Here is a 19,531-nt window from a genome sequence, read left to right as displayed (position 1 = left end):
CAGGCTCCAAAGACTGATGAAGCCCGCTCCCCACTTCCAAATGGGGTGGGCGGGCGCAAGGCAAGGTTGGAAGACCGGCGTCTTTGGAAACCGGCGTGCGCGAACGCACCCTCGCCAGGGCCCGCCCATAGGGACGTGCAGAGGCGGATGGACGTGAAAAAGCCGCCAAGCGGCGGCGGTCCGCCAAAGACATTGCCGGCTTCCAAACCGGGCTACCGTTGGTGTAGTAGCCGAGAAAGTATAGACCGTAAAAGAGGCTGTACGGGTGGGGGATGATAGTATGGAATACGGGCGGTCTATCCATCAGAAACGCCACTATCTCGCTAACAGTAGCGATTGAGATGTGACGTCAACGAGCTCGCTCTGTAGTAACGGTCAACCAAGCATGTAGGTCGACCCTCGCCGCCCCCGCATCATCAATTTAGCAAGCTAAATTCCTAACTTGCCCGACTTGCGAAAGTCATCCCGAGTAGATCGATCAGTGCTTGGTTATAAGTACAGACCCACCCGATCGTATGTCAACCCGGCACTTCAGCAGCTTTCTCCATCCAAGGCCGAACGAATGGCACTACTTTATTAGAAGCCATTCGTGGAGTGCCGGAGTTAACACTTGCCGAGCGAGAATTTCCATAGACAATATCGGCATATTAATAAAATAGCGCGATTAAAGACTAGATGCCACTCACCTCATGCGGATCGCTTCGTGTCGCTTGATTGTCCTCAGCGAGAAACTGTTCGGAATTCTCTGAAAAATATCGCTCCATCGCATTTGCTCGCGACCACATGAATATAGTGGGTACGATCCAAATTCCCAATGCCGATAGCCAAAAAGTCACACTATCCCAATGAGAGGTTCGAGCACCAGCTCGGTCTATCCTCATACCGCCGAGCACTAGTGCAAGCATGCTAATTTCAACGGCCACAATGAAGATAGCGTTCGAATGCTCGCGAAGGTGGGAATAGGTATCGCGCACATCTCTCGCCCCGGCCTTTCGCCTTGCAGCAAAAAGCTTCTTATAGAATTCGTAGTTATCCTTCGAGCCATTGAAAATTTTAAAAAGCACGAAATACTGCGCGAGACCAATCCAAACAACAGGCGCCCCGATCACAAGAAGCCTGATATCGGATATTTTCGGATCAACCCCAAAATAAAGGGGAATGAACTGAGAGAAAGACCAGATTGCGCAGAAAAATGGAAAAATCAGTACGTAATCACGATTTCTGTAATCAACGGCGCCCGATTCAGGCACTATTGCTTTCGACCTACCGACAACCGCATTACCTGCGCCAGTAGCTCCTTCGCCGTTATCAAATCGCCACAAGGCAATGAATACGCCGGAAATTACAAATGCGGCCGCATAGAAAACCAATCCACATGAGAATCGAAATTTCGCCAGCTGTGGGATGAACATCAAAATGCTTAGCACAAGGACCCAGCCGAACCAAAAGAACCGCGATAGCCTGTCGGCCGCCCCCTTGCTATATCGCCCTGCATGCAAAACGGTAATGGGAGTACTAGCTACATAACAATATGCTAATCCCAGCACAGCAACCGCTACGACAATTGATGTCATCCCGTACTTAGGCTCATTGGAGACTACCCGTGACGCCTCATTTGCTACAAATAATGCCCCTGGCACCAGGCCACTGTATATCACAATGGCTGCTATGCATATAGCGCCGACTACGAATCCCAGGAAATATCTAACGAGATAAGACTCCCACCACCTGTTATTAGAATTTGAGGCCTCTGTTTTTTCTGAAGCAACCATTTTTTCCTGCCGGGATCAAAGAGAAAAATAATAGAACAATACATCTCGTCCGGCACCTCCGAACTTCGTTTCACTACAAAGTTTTTATACTATCAGGTATGACTTTTACTATTATCAATTCTGCACCAAATAGCCGCTTCGCTTTGCTAAATGTATACAGGATGACTTAACGAAGAAACCGCCTGATCGAACGATATCTTCTCCGAAAATATTAGAACCTCATCTCCGACACGATTGGAGGCACTCTGAGAAAGTTTATACATAACTTTCTTTCGATTGGCGTAAAGATTCAAAATAAATTCGTGATTATCATAAGACACCATCCATTTATTTTTTATTCTGCCAACATAGCTAGACAACTTCTTGTGATCAGCTTTAGAGTAGAAATTCATATACAAATCAGATCCCTTTTGAAAATAAGGAGGATCCAGATATATAAATACCTCTTCCCGCATGGCATCCATTTTTCTTACAAAGGACAGCCCATCCAAATTTGATACGTTTATTCTATCCCTAAATCGCGCAATTTTTTTTATCCTTGCTATCAAGTCGCTTTTATTGAAACGAGCATCTATTTTAAATTTTCCTTTTTGCTCATAACCACCAATAACCCCCCCCTTTAGCACCCCAGAAACATTAGTTCTGTTGAGAAAAAATGTTGTTTTCGCAGTCTCAAAGAAATCTAAATCTTGGCCTTGCAGTTTCTTAAAGTAATGCCAATTGTGCATCGAGACCTCTACTTGGTCTATCCAATCGCACAACTCATCCGATCTTTCGAGAACAGCCTTCCAGAACGCGTAAATCGCAGGATCCAGGTCATTAATATATATTCTATCCACGTACTCCTCGAACAATAAGCGCAATGCAAGTCCGCCCCCCCCCGCATAAGGCTCCGCATATGCGACGCCGACAAGGTCGTTTTCATAAAAGAGATTGGAGACAAATGGAAAAATGCAATTTTTCCCACCAGGATATCGCAACGGGGAGCAATAGCGGCTCACGACTTGGCTACCTTACCATGTGAATCAGTTAGTATTGCCCCAATTATAACGGACACTGCAATAGTTTGATCCACACTTGCGGCGGCAGAATAATTGTGAGCGCCAGTATGCAATAGCTGCACCAAACTACCCTCATTCACGTTCTGGTTAGAAAGTGTAGTCTTCGCGTCAGTATCAAGTGTACTTTTTGCGACCTGAAAATGTGAATTTACATAAGATTTTAAATCTTGTCCCTTATCTTTTGCTGCTGTTTCGGCGAGCAACCTAAGTGCCATTCGGATCAAGCAAGGAAACATCGCGGACAGATTCTTTTTATTTTCTCTGTAGTATCTATGCAGGTCAGCGATGTCGCGATACAGGTTGCTGACATCTCCGGCATTTAAGTACAGAGGACCTCCGAATATTTCATGCCCCTTTCCCCTTACACGCCTGGTTTGCCGCAGCCCGTAATTGCTGGGAGGAGTCGATTCTGTGACACTATTTAGATCAACTTCTTTAGCCGATTTTTTTTTGCCGGAGTCAATAACACGTCTATTATCAGGGTCCAATACGCCGAGCACATCCCCTCTATTTTTTCGCGTCGAAATTGTCTTGTTTTTAATTTTCTTGGAAATATCCTCGAGTATTTCTCTCGTTTCCTTGGAGTCGAATTTACTGAGCAACTTCCCGTCTTCCAAGAAAATTCCTAGTTCTTCCAGCATATCCGGACGAAAGATCTCCTCCTTCACGAAACGTTGATTCAGATGTGGGTTCTTGCTGATTAACCCCGTATTCTCTTCCATCATTAAAAATGGAGTTTTTGGTTTCCCCATGAACTTATGAAGGAAAATGTCACGCTCCAACGGTTGCCATGAACCTGTATCAGCGTGTTTTCTAAAAATATTTGCAAGAGCTATCTCTCGCGAACACAAATTGCAGGGAATTTTTTCTGGGAAATCGGGGATAGCGGCAATGTCAATACCATCGGCCTTCACATGTCCATGCTTTATTTTCCCTAGGATCATTCTCCTATTTCCGTCATAAACGATAGGAGTCTGTCCATGCAAAACTACCGTGGGCAACTCACTGAAATCGTAATACTTCCCCATTTCTAGAGCCAACTTAGGAAGGGTCCATTTTCCCCGTTGATCAGCAATTGCTCTATCAACAATCGTTTGATCGCTCGCTCGAGCGTCGATCGCATCACGAGGGTTTTCCGTCCACAGCCTTAAATCTTTAAGATGGAACGTTGTAACCTTTTGACTCACGGCCTCTCCTTAGCGAATTTAAAAAAAGTATTTATTCACCGTGTAGGTGATCGTACGAACCGGCGCTCCAGCACGAAGTATGACTTGAGTAACAAGAATAGTGCAAATTAAATAATTTTTATCATAATTGAAGAAAAAGAGAGGGTAAACCCTTAACCTCACCATCGGCACGCAAGAAACTGCCGCCGCGGTTGCTCGCGGAACGGACTTAACAGGGACGGACACAGACCCGATTTGGTCTCGATGCACACCTAGCATTGGATCTTGGCCCATCACGAGGACCTGTACCCGATCACGTACACGGCTTCCCTTAGAGGAATCTCCAACCTACCAATTGAAACAAATTCGTTCTAGAATCCAGCAACGTACCGGTCACTTTTATCGCTATTCAACCGGCGTCATAAATAACTAATATTTCGTTATTAGCGACGTTCCCGTAAGTGCCCAGTCTTAGCAGTGTTGGGGATCTCCCACATGTGCCTGATCGACATATCGTCGCCCACAAAATTCGAGCGTTAGTACGGACTGTTATGGCGGTCAACACCAATTAATATTAATTATCTACTTTCTACGCGCATACATGGCTCACTTTTCCACAGAATTTCCCATCGATTCAAAGAACACTGTCGAAGAAGTCATGCGCCTTGCGTGTGAGTGGATAGCGGGAAGTCCACATACCAAAACCCAACGGTCTGACCTTTTGGATCTACCCAAAGAGGGTGAACGTATCGTCACCATCGGGGATGAACAAGTAATTCTTGCGAGAGCTGGCGGAAGAGATTTCGAGATTGGTGGTTTGCACTACGTCCGAACGGAAGAGGGACTTCAATGGACAACTGCCATAGTTACGTTTAAGACACATGAAAAACAAACCCTCAGCATTCGAACCGTCTGTGAAGCTTTGAGCACTGCTGCTAGGCTACCTCCACCCAAAAAGCCGTACTTTATTCGCCAAGCACTTAATCAACTTGGCGGAGGTACAGATGGCGAGATTCCAGTTACGGACTGTCCCTTTCGACTAGGAGAGGACGAGGCACAAGTTGCCGCAGATCTTATTCTCGGTACCGCAAACAATTCTCTTCCCATCGTTTATATAAGCACGGGTTTCCGGGGTGGACATCTAATTGACCCTGATGAGTTGGCAAAATCAGTTTCTGGTACAGCCCACGTTGTAGTGGAACCATCCAGAACCTTTTCCATAAAAGTGAAAGGTTTAACCGGTGCAAGAAATGTGTTTGGCGGCACCGTCGGTGTGTACTGGCCGAATTCTCAATCTAGAAAAGCATACTTTTTAGATGACGAAACCCCCGATCCACGAGCGCTGCAATTCGAGGTCGCAAGGGATATCCGCATTGCCTTGTCTAACCGACGCCTGGCAACCCCGTGTACGTGGTCTAACCTCAAGGAGGCTGTGGCTCGCAATCGGCTTGATCAACTTAAGTCCGCAGGATCCACTGAACTTCGCGCATATATTGAGGCCTTTGACGCAGACCTTGCAGCGAAAGAAGCTCGCGCCAAAGAGGCGGAGGAGGAGGTATCTCGGCTTTCCTCTGAAAATCGTCGACTTTCTGTGGCGAGCCAGTCCTCAGCAGACGGGCTAATCCAACGCGGCAATGAACAAGATCTGTATCAACACGAGATCGCGGATATCATCATAGAAGCCCTCAGGGAGGCGAGCCGCATTGCTCGCGAGGGCAGTCGTCGTCAACATGTACTACACGACTTAATTGCGGCCAACCTTACGTCTGGCGCAGGCCAGGCGCTAGGAAACGAGATCAAGACTCTACTCAAAACTTACCAAGAAATGGATGCGAAAACCCGGAACGCGCTGGGTCGCCTCGGCTTTGATCTCACTGACGACGGAAAGCACTATAAAGCCGTTTTTCAAGGTGATGGGCGCTACACTTTTTCTTTCTCAAAAACTAGTAGCGATCATCGTACCGGCAAGAACTTAGCAAGTGATATTAACAACAAACTTTTTTAATATTGCGCGTGCGGATTTAATGGCGCTTATGACTCTTAAAAAAACAGAAACCCCGTTTCTGCGCGACACGCAAAACCGAATACCGCCTTGCCTCGGAATACCTTCAACCTGTTTACGACATGCGCCTTTTCCGGCGCTTTGCGGAACCTGACGGTAGGCGGCGGCGTGCGGTGGCAGAGCGGTTCGTGGGCAACGGTGTGGGGTGCGAATGGCAGCGGCCCGTTCGTGCAGCGCCGCGCGGACCTCCCCAGCTACGCGATCGCCAATCTGATGGCGCGCTATGCGTTCACGCAGCAGACCGCCTTGCAGCTCAACATCAACAATCTGTTCGACAAGAAATACTATTCGCAGGTGAACTTCTACAGCACCCGGAACTACGGCGATCCCCGCAACTTCATGGTGGCGCTGTCCCACAAGTTCTAGTGAGGCGGCTGCGATAGCGCATGCGTGCGCTCAAAATGAACAAAGGCCGCGGATATGCGGCCTTTGTTCATTAGTGCCCGATGGCTCGGATCAACCCTTGCGCACCTGCGCAATCAACCCATCCAACTGCGTAAGCATCGTATCGATTTCTTCAGCCGTCACATTCAACGCCGGCATAAACCGCAGCAAATTCCCCCGCGGCGCATTCAGCAGCAGCCCATTCGGCGTCAAATTCCGCGCGGCCTCGACGATGGCGGGGCCATCATCCCGATCCATGATCAGCGCACGCAGCAACCCCATCCCGCGCTCACCCTTCATCCCATACTTGGCCGACAAAGCCAGCAGCCCTTCGGACAGCTGCTTGGCACGCGCATTGACCGCTTCGATAAAGCCCGGCGCAGCCAGCGCATCAAACACCGCCACCCCCACAGCTGCCATCAACGGATTCCCGTTATACGTACCACCCTGGTCCCCATGCGAGAACACGCAAACTTCCTGACGCGCCAAGAGAGCAGCCAACGGCACCCCACCACCAATCCCCTTGGCCAGCGTCATGATGTCCGGCACCACGTCGGATTGCTGGTAGGCGAACAGGGTGCCGGTACGGCCCATCCCCGTCTGCACTTCATCCACAATAAACAGCAGCTTGTGCTCATCCGCCAGCTTGCGCAGGCCTTGCATGAATTCCTTCGTCGCCGGGATGACGCCAGCTTCGCCCTGAACAGGTTCGAGCATGATCGCCACGGTCTGGTCATCGATCAGCTTGCGCACCGATTCCAGATCATTGATCTCGGCCTTCGGGAAACCTTCCACCTGCGGCGCGAACATCTTGTCCCAGCCCGGCTTGCCGGACGCGGACATCGTGGCCAGGGTGCGGCCGTGGAAGCCGTGGTTCATGGTGATGATCTTGTAGGCGCCCTTCTTGTTGACCTGGCCCCATTTGCGCGCCAGCTTGATGGCGCCTTCGTTGGCTTCGCCGCCGCTGTTGGCGAAGAAGACGCGGTCGAAGACCGAGGCGCCGGTCAGGCGGGTGGCCAGTTCGATGGAGGGCAGGTTGTAGAACGCCGGCGACGGGTTCATCAGCAGCTTGGACTGGTCCAGCAGGGCCTTCTGCATTTCCGGGGCGCTGTGGCCCAGGGTGTTGACGGCCCAGCCCTGGACGAAGTCCAGGTATCGCTTGCCCGCGTGATCCTCCAGCCAGGACCCCTGGCCGCGCACGAACACGAGGTCCGGACGGGAGGTGATCTCCATGAGGGCGTTGACGTTGTACTGGCTGAATTCCATGGCGGTTCCTGCTGAAAGGAGAGAACAGGGGTTGAAAAAGAAGGGAAACGCTAAATGCCGAATTTAGCACCGGCGGGGGAATGCTATCGTGACGCACCCCCAGCCGATCCGCCCCACGGCCGCCCCAAAAGGGCCGCTTGCGCGGGGCTCTCTATTTTATGCAACAGGGCCGGCGCCGGACGCCGCTCTTTGTCGCTTTTTACTGACCGATCATGACACGAATTCTTTCCAGTCTTGCCGCCGGCCTGGTGCTGGCGGCGGCCGCGACGGCCGCGCATGCCGAATATCCCGACCGTCCCATCCGCCTGATCGTGCCGTTCCCGCCGGGGCAGGCCACCGATATCTTCGCCCGCGCGCTGGCCGAGAAGCTGGGCACTGCCGTCAAACAACCGATCGTGGTGGAGAACCGCGCCGGCGCCGGCAGCAATATCGGCATGGAGCAGGCCGCGCGCGCGACGCCGGACGGTTACACGCTGGTGATCGCGGGCTCGGCCGCGGCGGTGAACCAGACGCTGTACAAGACCATCAACTACAGCCTGACCAAGGATTTCGCGCCGGTGTCGGGGGTATTCTCGGTGCCGCTGATGTTCCTGGCGACGCCGGCTTCGGGCATTACGTCGCTGCAGCAGTTGGTCAAGCAGGCGCGCGCCAATCCGGGCGAGCTGGCGTATGCCAGCGCCGGCATCGGCGGCACGCAGCATCTGTCGGCCGAGATGTTCAAGGCGGCGGCCGATATCGACATCCGCCATATTCCGTACAAGGGCAGCGGCCCGGCGCAGGCGGATTTCCTGGGGCACCAGGTGCCGCTGATGGTGGATTCGGTGACGGCGGGGCTGCCGCACGTGCAGAGCAAGAAGGCGGTGGCGCTGGCGGTGACGACGGCCAAGCGCCTGCCGCAACTGCCGGACGTGCCGACGGTGGCCGAGAGCGGTCATCCGGGTTTCGAGGCGATCGGCTGGGCGGCGGTGCTGGCGCCGCGTGATACGCCGCCGGCTGTGACCAACTACCTGAGCCAGCAGATCGGCCACGTGCTGGGCACGCCCGAGATGCAGAAGTTCTTCCGTGATCGCGGCGCGGAGCCGATGCCGATGAAGCCCGAGGCCACCGGCGCGTTCATCGCCGGCGAGGTCGACAAGTGGGGCAAGGCGGTCAAGCAGTCGGGCGCGCAGGTGGACTGACGACTGTCCCGCAGGAGCCGGTGGCGGGGCGGTTCCCGCCCCGGCGCTCGCCGTGGTGCCGATCCGGTGCCACGCATGCGCCGCAACGGCGCACGATGCACCACCCTGGTGCGATGGGCGAGGAGCAATAGGCGCGCGCCACGGCGTGCCCAAAATGGCACGGAACTTGCTTTTCCAGTTTTGTATACCGAATTGGTGTGCAACGCTCGACCCCGCTCCCGGGGCGGCGCGCCCTGGAGAGTTCCTCATGAACCGTAGAACCCTGTTGCTGTCCCTCTGCACCGCCGCCACGCTGCTGGCCGCGCCGCTCACGCATGCCGACACCCTGGACGATATCGTCAAGCGCGGCACCCTCAAGGTCGCGGTGCCGCAGGACTTCCCGCCGTTCGGCTCGGTCGGCGCCGACATGAAGCCGCTGGGCTATGACATCGACACGGCCGCGCTGATCGCCAAGCAACTGGGCGTGAAGCTGGAGCTGGTGCCGGTGACCAGCGCCAACCGCGTGCCGTACCTGCAGACCCGCAAGGTGGATCTGGTGATCTCCAGCCTGGGCAAGAATCCGGAGCGCGAGAAGGCGATCGATTTCTCCGACGCGTATGCGCCGTTCTTCAATGGCGTGTTCGGCCCGGCCGACCTGAAGGTGGCGTCGGCCGCCGACCTGGCGGGCAAGACCATCGGCGTGACGCGCGGCGCGGTCGAGGACATCGAGCTGACCAAGATCGCGCCGCCCACGGCCACGCTCAAGCGCTATGAAGACAACAACGGCACCATCACCGCCTTTCTGTCGGGCCAGGTGCCGCTGATCGCCACGGGCAACGTGGTGGCGGCCGCGATCCTGGCGCGCAACCCGCCGAAGAAGCCGGAGACCAAGTTCCTGATCAAGGATTCGCCCTGCTACATCGGCCTGAACAAGGACGAGCCGAAGCTGCGCGCCAAGGTCAACGAGATCCTGGCCAACGCCAAGCGCGACGGCTCGCTGACGGCGATCTCCAAGAAGTGGCTGGGCGCCGATCTGCCCAAGGATCTGTAAGGCAGGCGCGCGCGCCGGAGCGCTGTTCATGGCTTATCAATTCGACTTCGCTTCCGTGTTCGACTACACGCCGGTGCTCATCAAGGGCATTGGCGTGACGGTCGAGCTGATCGCGTTTGGCGCGGTGGCGGGCGTGGCGCTGGGCATCGCCTGCGCCTGGGCCCGCACGCAGGGGCCGCGCTGGCTGCGCGCGCCGGTCACCGCCTATGTGGAGGTGGTGCGCAACACGCCGTTCCTGATCCAGTTGTTTTTCGTGTTCTTCGGGCTGCCGTCGCTGGGCGTGCAGTTCAGCGAGATGCAGGCGGCCTGCCTGGCGATGGCGCTGAACCTGGGCGCCTACAGCGCCGAGATCATCCGCGCCGGCATCGACGCCACGCCCAAGGGCCAGTACGAGGCCGGCGCCAGCCTGGCGATGACGCGCTTGCAGGTGTTCCGCCATGTGGTGCTGAAACCCGCGCTGGCGCGCATCTGGCCGGCGCTGTCGTCGCAGATCGTGATCGTGATGCTGGGGTCCGCGGTGTGCTCGCAGATCGCGGCCGAGGACCTGACGTTCGCGGCCAATTTCATCCAGTCGCGCAATTTCCGCGCGTTCGAGGTGTATTTCGTGACCACCGGCATCTATCTGGTGCTGGCGGTGTTGTTGCGCCAGTTGCTGCGCATGACGGGCAGGCGGGTGTTCCGCAAGGCGGCGCGATGATCGAGTTCACCACCTGGGACATTGTCCGCAACCTGCTGCTGGCGGCGCGCTGGACCGTCGTGCTGTCGCTGGTGGCGTTTGCCGGCGGCGCGCTGATGGGCATGCTGGCGCTGATGATGCGGACCTCGCGCGTGGCGCTGCTGCGGCGCGTGAGCTGGGCGTATATCGAACTGTTCCAGGGCACGCCGCTGCTGATGCAGTTGTTCCTGGCGTTCTTCGGCTTGTCGCTGGCCGGGGTCGAGGTGCCGCCGTGGCTGGCCGCGGGCGCGGCGCTGACGCTGTGGTCGGGCGCGTTCCTGGCCGAGATCTGGCGCGGCTGCGTGGAAGCGATTCCGAAAGGCCAGTGGGAAGCCTCGGCCAGCCTGGCGCTGGGCTACGTGCAGCAGATGCGCTACGTGGTGCTGCCACAGGCGCTGCGCATCGCGGTGGCGCCGACCGTCGGCTTCGCGGTGCAGATCGTCAAGAGCACGGCGCTGACCTCCATCATCGGTTTCACCGAGCTGTCCCAGGCCAGCACGGTGATCACCAACGCCACCTTCAGCCCCTTCACCGTCTATGCCTGCGCCGCGCTGATCTATTTCGCGCTGTGCTGGCCCCTGTCGCGCCTCAGCCTGCTGCTGGAAAGGAAGTTGCATGCCCCTCATCGCTCTTGAAGACGTCCGCAAGAAGTTCGGCGACAACGAAGTCCTGAAAGGGGTGACGTTGCGCGTCGAGCCTGGCGAGGTGATCGCCATCATCGGCAAAAGCGGTTCCGGCAAGAGCACGCTGTTGCGCTGCGTGAACGGCCTGGAGCAGATCGACAGCGGCGCCATCATGGTGGCGGACGCGCAGCTGGGCGACGACGAGCTGCGGTTGCGCGCGCTGCGGTTGAAGGTGGGCATGATCTTCCAGCAGTTCAACCTGTTCCCGCACCTGACGGTGGGGCGCAACGTGATGCTGTCGCCGATGGTGGCCAAGCGCATGCCGCAGGACCAGGCCGCCGACCTGGCGCGGGCGATGCTGACGCGGGTGGGACTGGAACACAAGTTCGACGCCTGGCCCGAGGAATTGTCGGGCGGGCAGCAGCAGCGCGTGGCGATCGCGCGCGCGTTGGCGATGCAGCCGCTGGCGCTGCTATGCGACGAGATCACGTCGGCGCTGGACCCGGAGCTGGTCAACGAGGTGCTGGCGGTGGTGCGCGAGCTGGCCGCCGACGGCATGACGCTGCTGATGGTGACGCACGAGATGCGCTTTGCGCGCGAGGTGTGCGACCGCGTGGTGTTCATGCACCAGGGGCGCGTGCACGAGATCGGGCCGCCGGAGGAATTGTTCACCGCGCCGGCCACGCCCGAGCTGCGGCAGTTCCTGGGGATGACGGACCTGGCCGGATAGGGCGCGTGGATCCTGGCGGCGGCCATGGCCCGGCCGCCGAGGGTCAAGCGGCTGGCAATCGGCCCAACAATGCGTCGAAGCGACCCAGGCGCACGTGACGCAGTTGTCCCCCGACCATCACCCCGCCATCCGGCAAAATCCACGCGCGCTGGATGCCGCTATCCAGATCGAGCGCGCCGTGGCGGATGCGCAGGACCTGGCCGGAATCGGGATGCCACAACTGGCCCAGGTCCAGGCTGCGGTGCGGCGCATGCCAGTGGCCCAGCAGCAGCCAGCCTTGCGGCAGGGACTGCAGGATCATGCCGCCGGCGGGCATCTGTTGCGGCGCATGGCGGCTGACGGCAAGGGCGTCCAGGTCCGCGTGGCAAAGCGCGTCGTCTTCCAGCCAGGCGATGGCGCCGCTGCCGCAGGCGACGGGATGCGAGAGATCCCCCGATGCCGCCTCGGGATAGCGCAATGCCAGGGGATGCAACTGGCCGCCGCGCCACCGCAGAAGCTGGCCACGGCACAGCACGCAGGCGCGGCCGTCGGGCGTCTGGATCACCGCCGAGCGGTCGCTGACGGGGCGGCGTTGCGGCGGCGCGGTGTACAGCAGTGCCGGCTCGATGGCGGCCGCTTCGTCCTGCGCGGCAAAGCCCCAGTACACGAACACCATGCCGCGATCCACCAGCAGCAGGTCGTCGCCCGCGAAGCCCAGGCTGAATTCGGGCGTGCGGCGCTGCGCCTGCGCCGCGCGCGGCGGCAGCGCAAGGCCGGGGCGGTTGAGCGGCGCGGCCTCGACCCGGGGCGCGCGCAGCAGATGGGCATAGGGCGTGCCGGCGATGCCGTCTGGGCCTTGCTCGATCCAGGCATGGACGCCGTTGGCGGCGACGGCCGATGCCAGCAGGCCGCGATGCGGCTGGAACTTGCCGCCAACCTCGCGCAGGGCCGGCCAATCATGCAGGTCCACCAGTTGCGGCGCCGCCGTGTCACGGTTGGCCATGCATGCCCAGCCCGGCGCCAGCGGGACGCACTGCGCCATGTCCAGATAATCGCCAGGCTGCGCCAGCGGACCGGAAGCAGGGCGCGGCAATGCCGCCGGCGCGCCTTGCGGGGCGCCGTCCTGCCGATGCCGCGTACCTTGTTGGCCCCGTGCCCCGATCTGTGCCAGCGCGTCGCCAGCATCGGCCAGAGGCACGATCAGCAGATGGATGGCGTCGTCGTCTTCGTCCTGCTCGATCAACGCCAGCCCCTGCGCTTCCAGTTCCTGGCCCAGCGGCGGCAGGAAGTCGTCGGCGCGGTCATCGCGCAACGCCGCGCGCAGCGCATCGAGCCGCGCGGCGGCCAGGGCCGGGTAGCGCGCCGCATACGCCTGCCGCAACGCGTCCAGCAGTTCCGGCAGCGGCGTCTTCCAATCGAAGGACAACGGCTCCATCGCGATCGGCGCGGCCGCCATCAGCGCGAGAACCCGCGCGCCGAGATCTCCCAGATGTCCTGCACGATGCCGTCGCGATAGACCACCAGCCCGTCGTGCAGGTTGAAGGTGGGATCGACGTGCGAGGGCACCAGCAGCAGCGTGTCGCCCAGCGCCGGCGGCTGCGCGTCGGGCGCCACGCGCACCACGCCGTGTTCGTCGTTGATGGCGGCGTATTGCAGGCCCTGGGCGCCGTGGATCGCGGGCGGGCCGCATTCGGCGGTGGTGGATTTCAGGCCGGCGTCGAGGATGACGCGGTCGGGCGCCGGCGTGCTCATCACGGTGGACAGCACGAACAGGCTGTTCTGGAAGGCGAGCGGGCCGTCCCATTCGTTGGCGCCGTAGTCGCCGTCCATGAAGGCGTAGGAACCGGCCTGCAGTTCGGTGTAGACGCCGCTGGCGGCATCGAATTCGGCGCTGCCGGTGCCGCCGCCGGTGATGATGTCGCAGGCGATGCCGCTCTCGCGCAGCAGCAGTTGATACGACGCGGCGATGCGCGCGGCCTGGCGGCAGACGGCGGCGCGTTCCTCGCGGGTGCGCAAGTGCTGCACCGAGCCGTGATAGGCCTGCAGGCCGACGAAGGTCACGCCCGGCAGGTCGCGCGCCTGCTGCGCCAGCGCCAGCACGGTGGCGTCGTCGGACACGCCGCAGCGGCCCTGGCCCACGTCCACTTCCACCAGCACGTCGATCTCGGCGCCGGCCGCGGCCATGGCCTGCGAGATCCGCGCCAGGTTGGCGGCATTGTCGACACAGACGCTGAGCTTGGCGGCGCGCGCCAGTTGGGCCAAGAGGCGCAGCTTGGCCGGGCCGACCACTTCGTTGCTGATGTGGATGTCGGTGATGCCGGCGGCCACGAACGGCACGGCTTCGCTGACCTTCTGGCAACAGATGCCGCGCGCGCCCAGCGCCAGTTGGCGGCGCGCGATCTCGGGGCATTTGTGGGCCTTGGCGTGCGGCCGCAGCGCGACCTCGTGGCGGTCGGCCCAGGCCTGCATGGCGCGCAGGTTGGCCTCGAACGCGGCCAGGTCCAGCACCAGGCTGGGCGTGTCGACGCTGGCCAGGGGATCGCCGGCCTGGGCGGGCGGGGGCAGCACTATGCCGCGGATGACTTCTTGGGACATCGAATAGCTCCGTGATCAAACCTGCGGCGTAACCGTGAACCGCCGCCGCGCGCGATGGCCCACGCCGGACCGTTGACGTTTCCGCACTGCGGCAACCCCTGGTAAACGATAGCTTCCAGGCCATTGGCGCAGGGCGGGTGGCGTGCCAGAATTTCAACACAACAATAGGTTACTTCCACTCATAACGGAGAAGCTCGCATGAAACTCAGGAATTGGATCGCCACCCTGGCCATGGCCGCCGCCGCTGTCGGCGCGACCGGGGCCGCGCAAGCCCAGCAGTTCTTCCGTATCGGCACCGGCGGCACCGCCGGCACCTACTACCCCATCGGCGGCATCATCGCCAACGCCGTGTCCCAACCCGGCAAGCTGATCGCCACCGCGGTCGCCTCCAACGGTTCGGTGGCCAACATCAACGGCATCATGGGCGGTTCGTTCGAAGCCGGCTTCACGCAGTCGGACGTGGCCTTCTGGGCCTACAGCGGCACCGGCACCTTCGAAGGCAAGCCCAAGGCGCAGGACCTGCGCCTGATCGCCACGCTGTATCCGGAAAGCATCCACCTGGTGACGCGCAAGGGCGCGGGCATCAAGAGCGTGGCCGACCTGAAGGGCAAGCGCGTGTCGATGGACGAGCCGGGTTCCGGCACGCTGGTGGACGTGCGCCTGATCCTGGGCGCCTATGGCATGACCGACAAGGACGTCAAGGCCGAATACCTCAAGCCCAACCAGGCCGGCGACAAGCTCAAGGACGGCGGCCTGGACGCGTTCTTCTTCGTGGGCGGCGCCCCCGCCGGCGCCATCGCCGAGCTGGCCTCCAGCGGCGGCGGCATCGAAATCGTGCCGCTGGTCGGCCCCGAGATCGACGCGCTGCGCGCCAAGCAGGAGTTCTTCACGCCCGACACCATTGCCGCCAACACCTACCAGAACGTGGGCGAGGTCAAGACCATCTCGGTCAACGCGCAGATGGTGACGTCGGCCAAGCTGTCCGAACAGGTGGTGTACGACGTCACCAAGGCGCTGTACAGCGACGCCACCCGCAAGACGCTGGACAACGGCCACGCCAAGGGCAAGCTCATCACCCGCGACAACGCGGTCAAGGGCGCGGGCATCCCGTTCCACCCGGGCGCCGAGAAGTTCTACAAGGAAATCGGCCTGCTGAAGTAAGCGCCGACCCGTCCCTTCCGGGGAAGCGCGGCGCCCATCGCCGCGCCAGCGCAGGGCCGCCTCGGGCGGCCCTGTTCGCGCAATCACCTGAGAAACCTGGCTATGGAAATAGACCACGAGAAAACACAGCAGCTGGCGGAAAAGTACGATTCCGAGATCCGCTTCCGGCCGCTGCACAAGAGCGCCACCTGGATCGTCTCGGGCCTGCTGGTGGCGCTGTCGCTGTTCCACTACTACACCGCCGGCTTCGGCCTGCTGCGCGAAGCCACGCACCGCGGCGTGCACCTGGCCTTCGTGCTGAGCCTGATCTTCCTGGTGTTCGGCTTTTCCAAGTCGCATTACCAGCGCGAGCCGAAGTCCACCTGGTACGCGCCGGGCGGCGTGCCGCTGTATGACTGGATCATCGCCATCGCGCTGGCGCTGTCGGTGCTGTACATCCCCTACATTTTCGAGGACCTGGCGTTCCGCGTCGGCAATCCGCTGCCGATCGACGTGCTGATGGGCTCGATCCTGCTGATCGGGCTGCTGGAAGCCACGCGCCGCGCCATGGGCTGGCCGCTGCCGATCATCGCGCTGGTGTTCATGGCCTACGCCGCCTTCGGGCCGTATTTCCCCGGGCTGCTGCAGCACGCAGGCAATACGTGGTCGCAGATCGTCAACCACATGTACCTGACCAGCCAGGGCGTGTACGGCGTGGCGGTGGGCGTGGTGGCCACCTACGTGTTCCACTTCGTGCTGTTCGGCGTGCTGGCCACGCGCATCGGCCTGGGCCAGTTGTTCCTGGACGTGGCGTCCACCATCGCCGGACGCTATGCGGGCGGCCCGGCCAAGGTGTCGGTGTTCGGCTCGGCCATGTTCGGCATGCTGTCGGGTTCGTCGGTGGCCAACGCCGTGACGGTGGGCTCACTGACCATTCCGGCGATGATCCGCATTGGCTATCCGCGACATTTCGCGGCGGGGGTGGAGGCGGCCAGCAGCACGGGCGGACAGATCACGCCGCCGATCATGGGCGCGGCGGCGTTCCTGATGATCGAGTTCCTGGGCATTCCGTACCAGCAGATCGCGATCGCGGGCATCTTCCCGGCCTTTCTGTATTTCTTCGGCATGTTCATGCAGGTGCACTTCGAGGCCAAGCGCGAGGGCCTGCGCGGCCTGACGGCCGAGGAAATGCCCAAGCTGAAGCAGTCGTTCAAGATGCGCTGGCCAACGCTGATTCCGCTGATTCTGCTGATCGGCGTGCTGGCCAGCGGCCGCACGCCGTACCTGGCGGCGTTTGCCGGCATCACCGGCTGCATCATCGTGGGCCTGCTCAATCCGTTCCAGCGGCTGCATTGGCGCGATCTGTACGAAGCCTTCGAGACCGGCGCCAAGTACGCGCTGGCGGTGGGCGCGGCGGCCGGCACGGTGGGCATCGTGATCGGCGTGGTGACGCTGACGGGGGTGGGCTTCAAGATCTCGTACATCGTGATCTCGGCGGCGCAATCGATCGCCGGCGTGGCGGGCGCGATCATTCCCGAGACTATCGCCAATGCCCAGTCGCTGACGCTGGTCGCGGCGCTGATCATGACGGGCGTCGTCTGCATCCTGATGGGTTGCGGCATTCCCACCACCGCCAACTACCTGATCATGGTGGCGGTGGCCGCGCCGACGCTGGTGCAGCTGGGGGTGCAGCCGATCGCGGCGCACTTCTTCGTGTTCTATTTCGGCATCCTGGCCGACATCACGCCGCCGGTGGCGCTGGCGGCCTACGCGGCGGCGGGCATGGCCGGCAGCGATCCCTTCAAGACCGGCAATACCGCGTTCCGGCTGGGCATCACCAAGCTGATCGTGCCGTTCGTGTTCGTGTTCTCGCCGTCGCTGCTGATCTCGGTGCAGGGCTTCACGTGGTACGACTTCTTCGTGACGCTGTTCGGCTGCATGGTGGGGCTGGTGCTGCTGTCGGCGGCGTTCTCGCGCTACATGCTGGTGGGCATGAAAAGCTGGGAACGCTGGCTGTGCACGCTGGGCGCGCTGCTGACCATCCTGCCGGGGCTGACCAGCGGGCTGATCGGACTGGCCATCTGCATTCCGGTGTTCATCCGCCAGCTGGCGCAGCTCAAGCTGGAGTCGGCGCCGAAGACCGCATGAACCGTGGGGGTATTAAAGAGGGGCGGACCCCAAAAGGGCCGCCCCGCCTGGAAAGCCCCTTATTCTGGCAGCATATGGGCGTCGATTTCATGACTGTCGCAAGGCGACGACGCCCCGCCACACTCCGCCTTGCGGTCGGTTGCCCGGGCAAATAAATCAGCGTAAAGTAAAATTCATGTTTGCTGGTCTGCCGATATGCGGGCCGACTGTGCAAACAGGCACAAAACTGCGCCATATGTTCGATATCCTGGTTTATCTGTACGAGAATTACTACACGCCGCAAGCCTGTCCCGCCGCTGACGTGCTGGCCAAACGGCTGGCCGCCGCCGGGTTCGAGCACGAGGACATCGACGACGCGCTCGGCTGGCTCTACGGCCTGGCCGAAACCACCGAACGCTGCGTCGATCTCGCCCAGGCGCCCACCACCGGTACCCGGATCTACACCGATAACGAATACCAGCAACTCGGCTCCGAATCCATCGGCTTCATCGCCTTCCTGGAATCGGCCGGCGTGCTGCCCGCGCCCTTGCGCGAGATCGTTATCGACCGGGGCCTGGCGGCGCCGGAATCGCCCGTGCCGCTGTCCAAGATCAAGATCATCGCCCTCATGGTTCTCTGGAGCCAGGAAGCCGAGATCGACAACCTGGTCCTGGAAGAGCTGCTGGACGAAGACGGCACGCGCTTGCTGCACTGACGGCGCCGGCTCCGGCCGACGCCCGTTTCCCCGCGACCCGCGCGCATCGAGCGCGCGGCGCCGTTTCGCCGTAACCCCGCTGCTTTGCTGCTCCATCCCGTGACCTACACCGGCCGCTTCGCCCCCAGCCCCAGCGGCCCGTTGCACGCGGGCTCGCTGGTGGCCGCGCTGGCCAGCTGGCTGGACGCGCGCGCCAACCGCGGCCGCTGGCTGCTGCGCATCGAGGACGTGGACACGCCCCGCACGGTGCCCGGCGCGGCCGAGACCATCATGGGCCAACTGGAGGCCCTGGGCCTGCGCTGGGACGGCGACATCGTCTGGCAATCACAACGCGGCGAGGCCTATCAGGCCGCCTTCGACGCGCTGGCCGCGCGCGGGCTGGTCTATGGCTGCGGCTGCACCCGCCGCGAGATCGCCGATTCGGCGCTGCGCGGCCAGGCGGCGCCGGGCGCGGACGGCGAACGCCCATACCCCGGCACCTGCCGCCACGGCCTGGCGCCGGGGCGCGAGGCGCGCGCCTGGCGCGTGGTCATGCCGGAAGGGGTGGAACGCTTCGAGGACCGCTGGCTCGGGCCGCAGGAGCAGGACGTGGCGCGGGCGGTGGGCGACATCGCCGTGAAGCGCGCGGATGGCCTGTGGGCCTATCAACTGGCGGTGGTGGTGGACGATGGCGCGCAGGGCGTGACCGACGTGGTGCGCGGCGCCGACCTGCTCAGTTCGACCGCGCGCCAGCGCGTGCTGGGCCGGCTGCTGGGTCTGCCGCCGGTGCGCTACCTGCACGTGCCGCTGATCCTGGACCCCGCCAGCGGCCTGAAACTGTCCAAGCAGAATGGCGCCCCCGCCATCGACACGGGCGCGCCGCTGGCGTCGCTGCAAGGCGCCTGGCGGGCATTGGGCTTCGCGCCGCTGGACGCGCCGGACCCGGCGGCCTTCCTGCGCGAGGCGACCGCGCGCTGGGCCGCGCGCTTTCCGCTGCCCTGAGCCGGCC

The 19,531-nt window shown here is 60.9% G+C and carries 17 protein-coding genes; 11 read left to right on the top strand and 6 right to left on the bottom strand.

All coding sequences use genetic code 11. The features are described 5' to 3' along the window. Positions 1-671: 671 nt before the first annotated feature. The 3 genes from ACUTAG_RS14985 to ACUTAG_RS14975 form a co-directional block, all read right to left on the bottom strand. Positions 672-1,772, bottom strand: coding sequence for a hypothetical protein (locus ACUTAG_RS14985; RefSeq protein WP_131727034.1), 1,101 nt, complete (start codon positions 1,770-1,772; stop codon positions 672-674). 146 nt (positions 1,773-1,918) lie between these two features. Next, positions 1,919-2,773 carry a DNA adenine methylase gene (locus ACUTAG_RS14980; RefSeq protein ID WP_446650227.1) on the bottom strand — a complete coding sequence of 285 codons (855 nt, stop codon included), beginning with the start codon at positions 2,771-2,773 and terminating at the stop codon, positions 1,919-1,921. Next, positions 2,770-4,020, bottom strand: coding sequence for a hypothetical protein (locus ACUTAG_RS14975; protein WP_446650226.1), 1,251 nt, complete (start codon positions 4,018-4,020; stop codon positions 2,770-2,772). Before ACUTAG_RS14975 ends, ACUTAG_RS14980 begins: the two co-directional genes overlap by 4 nt. A gap of 580 nt (positions 4,021-4,600) precedes the next feature. Between ACUTAG_RS14975 and ACUTAG_RS14970 the strand changes: the two genes are divergently transcribed. Further along, positions 4,601-6,004, top strand: a complete 1,404-nt coding sequence (locus tag ACUTAG_RS14970; protein ID WP_131727033.1) for a hypothetical protein — start codon at positions 4,601-4,603, stop codon at positions 6,002-6,004. An 87-nt stretch (positions 6,005-6,091) separates the two neighbouring features. After that, positions 6,092-6,427, top strand: a complete 336-nt coding sequence (locus ACUTAG_RS14965; RefSeq protein WP_278044440.1) for a TonB-dependent receptor domain-containing protein — start codon at positions 6,092-6,094, stop codon at positions 6,425-6,427. A gap of 90 nt (positions 6,428-6,517) precedes the next feature. On the opposite strand, the gene ACUTAG_RS14960 is transcribed toward ACUTAG_RS14965, so the two are convergent. Next, positions 6,518-7,711, bottom strand: a complete 1,194-nt coding sequence (locus ACUTAG_RS14960; protein WP_054470801.1) for an acetylornithine transaminase — start codon at positions 7,709-7,711, stop codon at positions 6,518-6,520. Positions 7,712-7,923: 212 nt separating this feature from the next. Between ACUTAG_RS14960 and ACUTAG_RS14955 the strand changes: the two genes are divergently transcribed. The 5 genes from ACUTAG_RS14955 to ACUTAG_RS14935 all read left to right on the top strand — a co-directional run bounded on the left by ACUTAG_RS14955 (position 7,924) and on the right by ACUTAG_RS14935 (position 11,987). Then, positions 7,924-8,889, top strand: a complete 966-nt coding sequence (locus tag ACUTAG_RS14955; protein ID WP_446650225.1) for a Bug family tripartite tricarboxylate transporter substrate binding protein — start codon at positions 7,924-7,926, stop codon at positions 8,887-8,889. 247 nt (positions 8,890-9,136) lie between these two features. Next, entirely contained in the window at positions 9,137-9,919 is a 783-nt protein-coding gene (locus ACUTAG_RS14950; RefSeq protein WP_269875350.1) for a transporter substrate-binding domain-containing protein, read from the top strand. Positions 9,920-9,947: 28 nt separating this feature from the next. Next, positions 9,948-10,616: an amino acid ABC transporter permease gene (locus ACUTAG_RS14945; RefSeq protein ID WP_251200795.1), complete on the top strand. Its 669-nt coding sequence runs from the start codon at positions 9,948-9,950 to the stop codon at positions 10,614-10,616. Beyond that, positions 10,613-11,269 carry an amino acid ABC transporter permease gene (locus tag ACUTAG_RS14940; protein ID WP_446650224.1) on the top strand — a complete coding sequence of 219 codons (657 nt, stop codon included), beginning with the start codon at positions 10,613-10,615 and terminating at the stop codon, positions 11,267-11,269. The genes ACUTAG_RS14945 and ACUTAG_RS14940 overlap by 4 nt, the downstream gene beginning before the upstream one ends. Further along, a complete protein-coding gene (locus ACUTAG_RS14935) occupies positions 11,250-11,987 on the top strand; it encodes an amino acid ABC transporter ATP-binding protein (protein WP_020925708.1) in 738 nt (245 codons plus the stop codon). The genes ACUTAG_RS14940 and ACUTAG_RS14935 overlap by 20 nt, the downstream gene beginning before the upstream one ends. A gap of 43 nt (positions 11,988-12,030) precedes the next feature. Here ACUTAG_RS14935 and ACUTAG_RS14930 read toward each other — a convergent pair whose 3' ends face one another. After that, positions 12,031-13,422, bottom strand: coding sequence for a DUF6630 family protein (locus tag ACUTAG_RS14930; protein ID WP_148317871.1), 1,392 nt, complete (start codon positions 13,420-13,422; stop codon positions 12,031-12,033). Then, positions 13,422-14,561 (bottom strand): DSD1 family PLP-dependent enzyme, encoded by a 1,140-nt coding sequence (locus tag ACUTAG_RS14925; protein WP_054515645.1) that lies wholly within the window; start codon positions 14,559-14,561, stop codon positions 13,422-13,424. The genes ACUTAG_RS14930 and ACUTAG_RS14925 overlap by 1 nt, the downstream gene beginning before the upstream one ends. A gap of 198 nt (positions 14,562-14,759) precedes the next feature. Here ACUTAG_RS14925 and ACUTAG_RS14920 point away from each other — a divergent pair, with 198 nt between their 5' ends. From ACUTAG_RS14920 to gluQRS, 4 genes are all read left to right on the top strand, one after another. Then, a complete protein-coding gene (locus ACUTAG_RS14920) occupies positions 14,760-15,722 on the top strand; it encodes a TAXI family TRAP transporter solute-binding subunit (protein WP_020925711.1) in 963 nt (320 codons plus the stop codon). Positions 15,723-15,824: 102 nt separating this feature from the next. Next, positions 15,825-17,849, top strand: a complete 2,025-nt coding sequence (locus tag ACUTAG_RS14915) for a TRAP transporter permease (protein ID WP_020925712.1) — start codon at positions 15,825-15,827, stop codon at positions 17,847-17,849. Positions 17,850-18,084: 235 nt separating this feature from the next. Next, a complete protein-coding gene (locus ACUTAG_RS14910; RefSeq protein WP_006389464.1) occupies positions 18,085-18,543 on the top strand; it encodes a DUF494 family protein in 459 nt (152 codons plus the stop codon). Between the two features lie 99 nt (positions 18,544-18,642). Then, positions 18,643-19,524 carry a tRNA glutamyl-Q(34) synthetase GluQRS gene (gene gluQRS / locus ACUTAG_RS14905; protein ID WP_148317907.1) on the top strand — a complete coding sequence of 294 codons (882 nt, stop codon included), beginning with the start codon at positions 18,643-18,645 and terminating at the stop codon, positions 19,522-19,524. The last annotated feature ends 7 nt before the right edge of the window (positions 19,525-19,531 follow it).

The organism is Achromobacter sp. CSND-B12 (genome assembly GCF_052906545.1).
This window is presented reverse-complemented; position numbering and strand designations above follow the sequence as displayed.

Coding starts and splice junctions, on each gene's coding strand:
- ACUTAG_RS14960 (WP_054470801.1), bottom strand. CDS start 7,711: ATGGAATTCAGCCAGTACAACGTCAACGCCCTCATGGAGATCACCTCC.
- ACUTAG_RS14925 (WP_054515645.1), bottom strand. CDS start 14,561: ATGTCCCAAGAAGTCATCCGCGGCATAGTGCTGCCCCCGCCCGCCCAG.
- ACUTAG_RS14915 (WP_020925712.1), top strand. CDS start 15,825: ATGGAAATAGACCACGAGAAAACACAGCAGCTGGCGGAAAAGTACGAT.
- ACUTAG_RS14955 (WP_446650225.1), top strand. CDS start 7,924: ATGACACGAATTCTTTCCAGTCTTGCCGCCGGCCTGGTGCTGGCGGCG.
- ACUTAG_RS14950 (WP_269875350.1), top strand. CDS start 9,137: ATGAACCGTAGAACCCTGTTGCTGTCCCTCTGCACCGCCGCCACGCTG.
- ACUTAG_RS14970 (WP_131727033.1), top strand. CDS start 4,601: ATGGCTCACTTTTCCACAGAATTTCCCATCGATTCAAAGAACACTGTC.
- ACUTAG_RS14930 (WP_148317871.1), bottom strand. CDS start 13,422: ATGGCGGCCGCGCCGATCGCGATGGAGCCGTTGTCCTTCGATTGGAAG.
- ACUTAG_RS14935 (WP_020925708.1), top strand. CDS start 11,250: ATGCCCCTCATCGCTCTTGAAGACGTCCGCAAGAAGTTCGGCGACAAC.
- ACUTAG_RS14910 (WP_006389464.1), top strand. CDS start 18,085: ATGTTCGATATCCTGGTTTATCTGTACGAGAATTACTACACGCCGCAA.
- ACUTAG_RS14985 (WP_131727034.1), bottom strand. CDS start 1,772: ATGGTTGCTTCAGAAAAAACAGAGGCCTCAAATTCTAATAACAGGTGG.
- ACUTAG_RS14945 (WP_251200795.1), top strand. CDS start 9,948: ATGGCTTATCAATTCGACTTCGCTTCCGTGTTCGACTACACGCCGGTG.
- ACUTAG_RS14920 (WP_020925711.1), top strand. CDS start 14,760: ATGAAACTCAGGAATTGGATCGCCACCCTGGCCATGGCCGCCGCCGCT.
- ACUTAG_RS14940 (WP_446650224.1), top strand. CDS start 10,613: ATGATCGAGTTCACCACCTGGGACATTGTCCGCAACCTGCTGCTGGCG.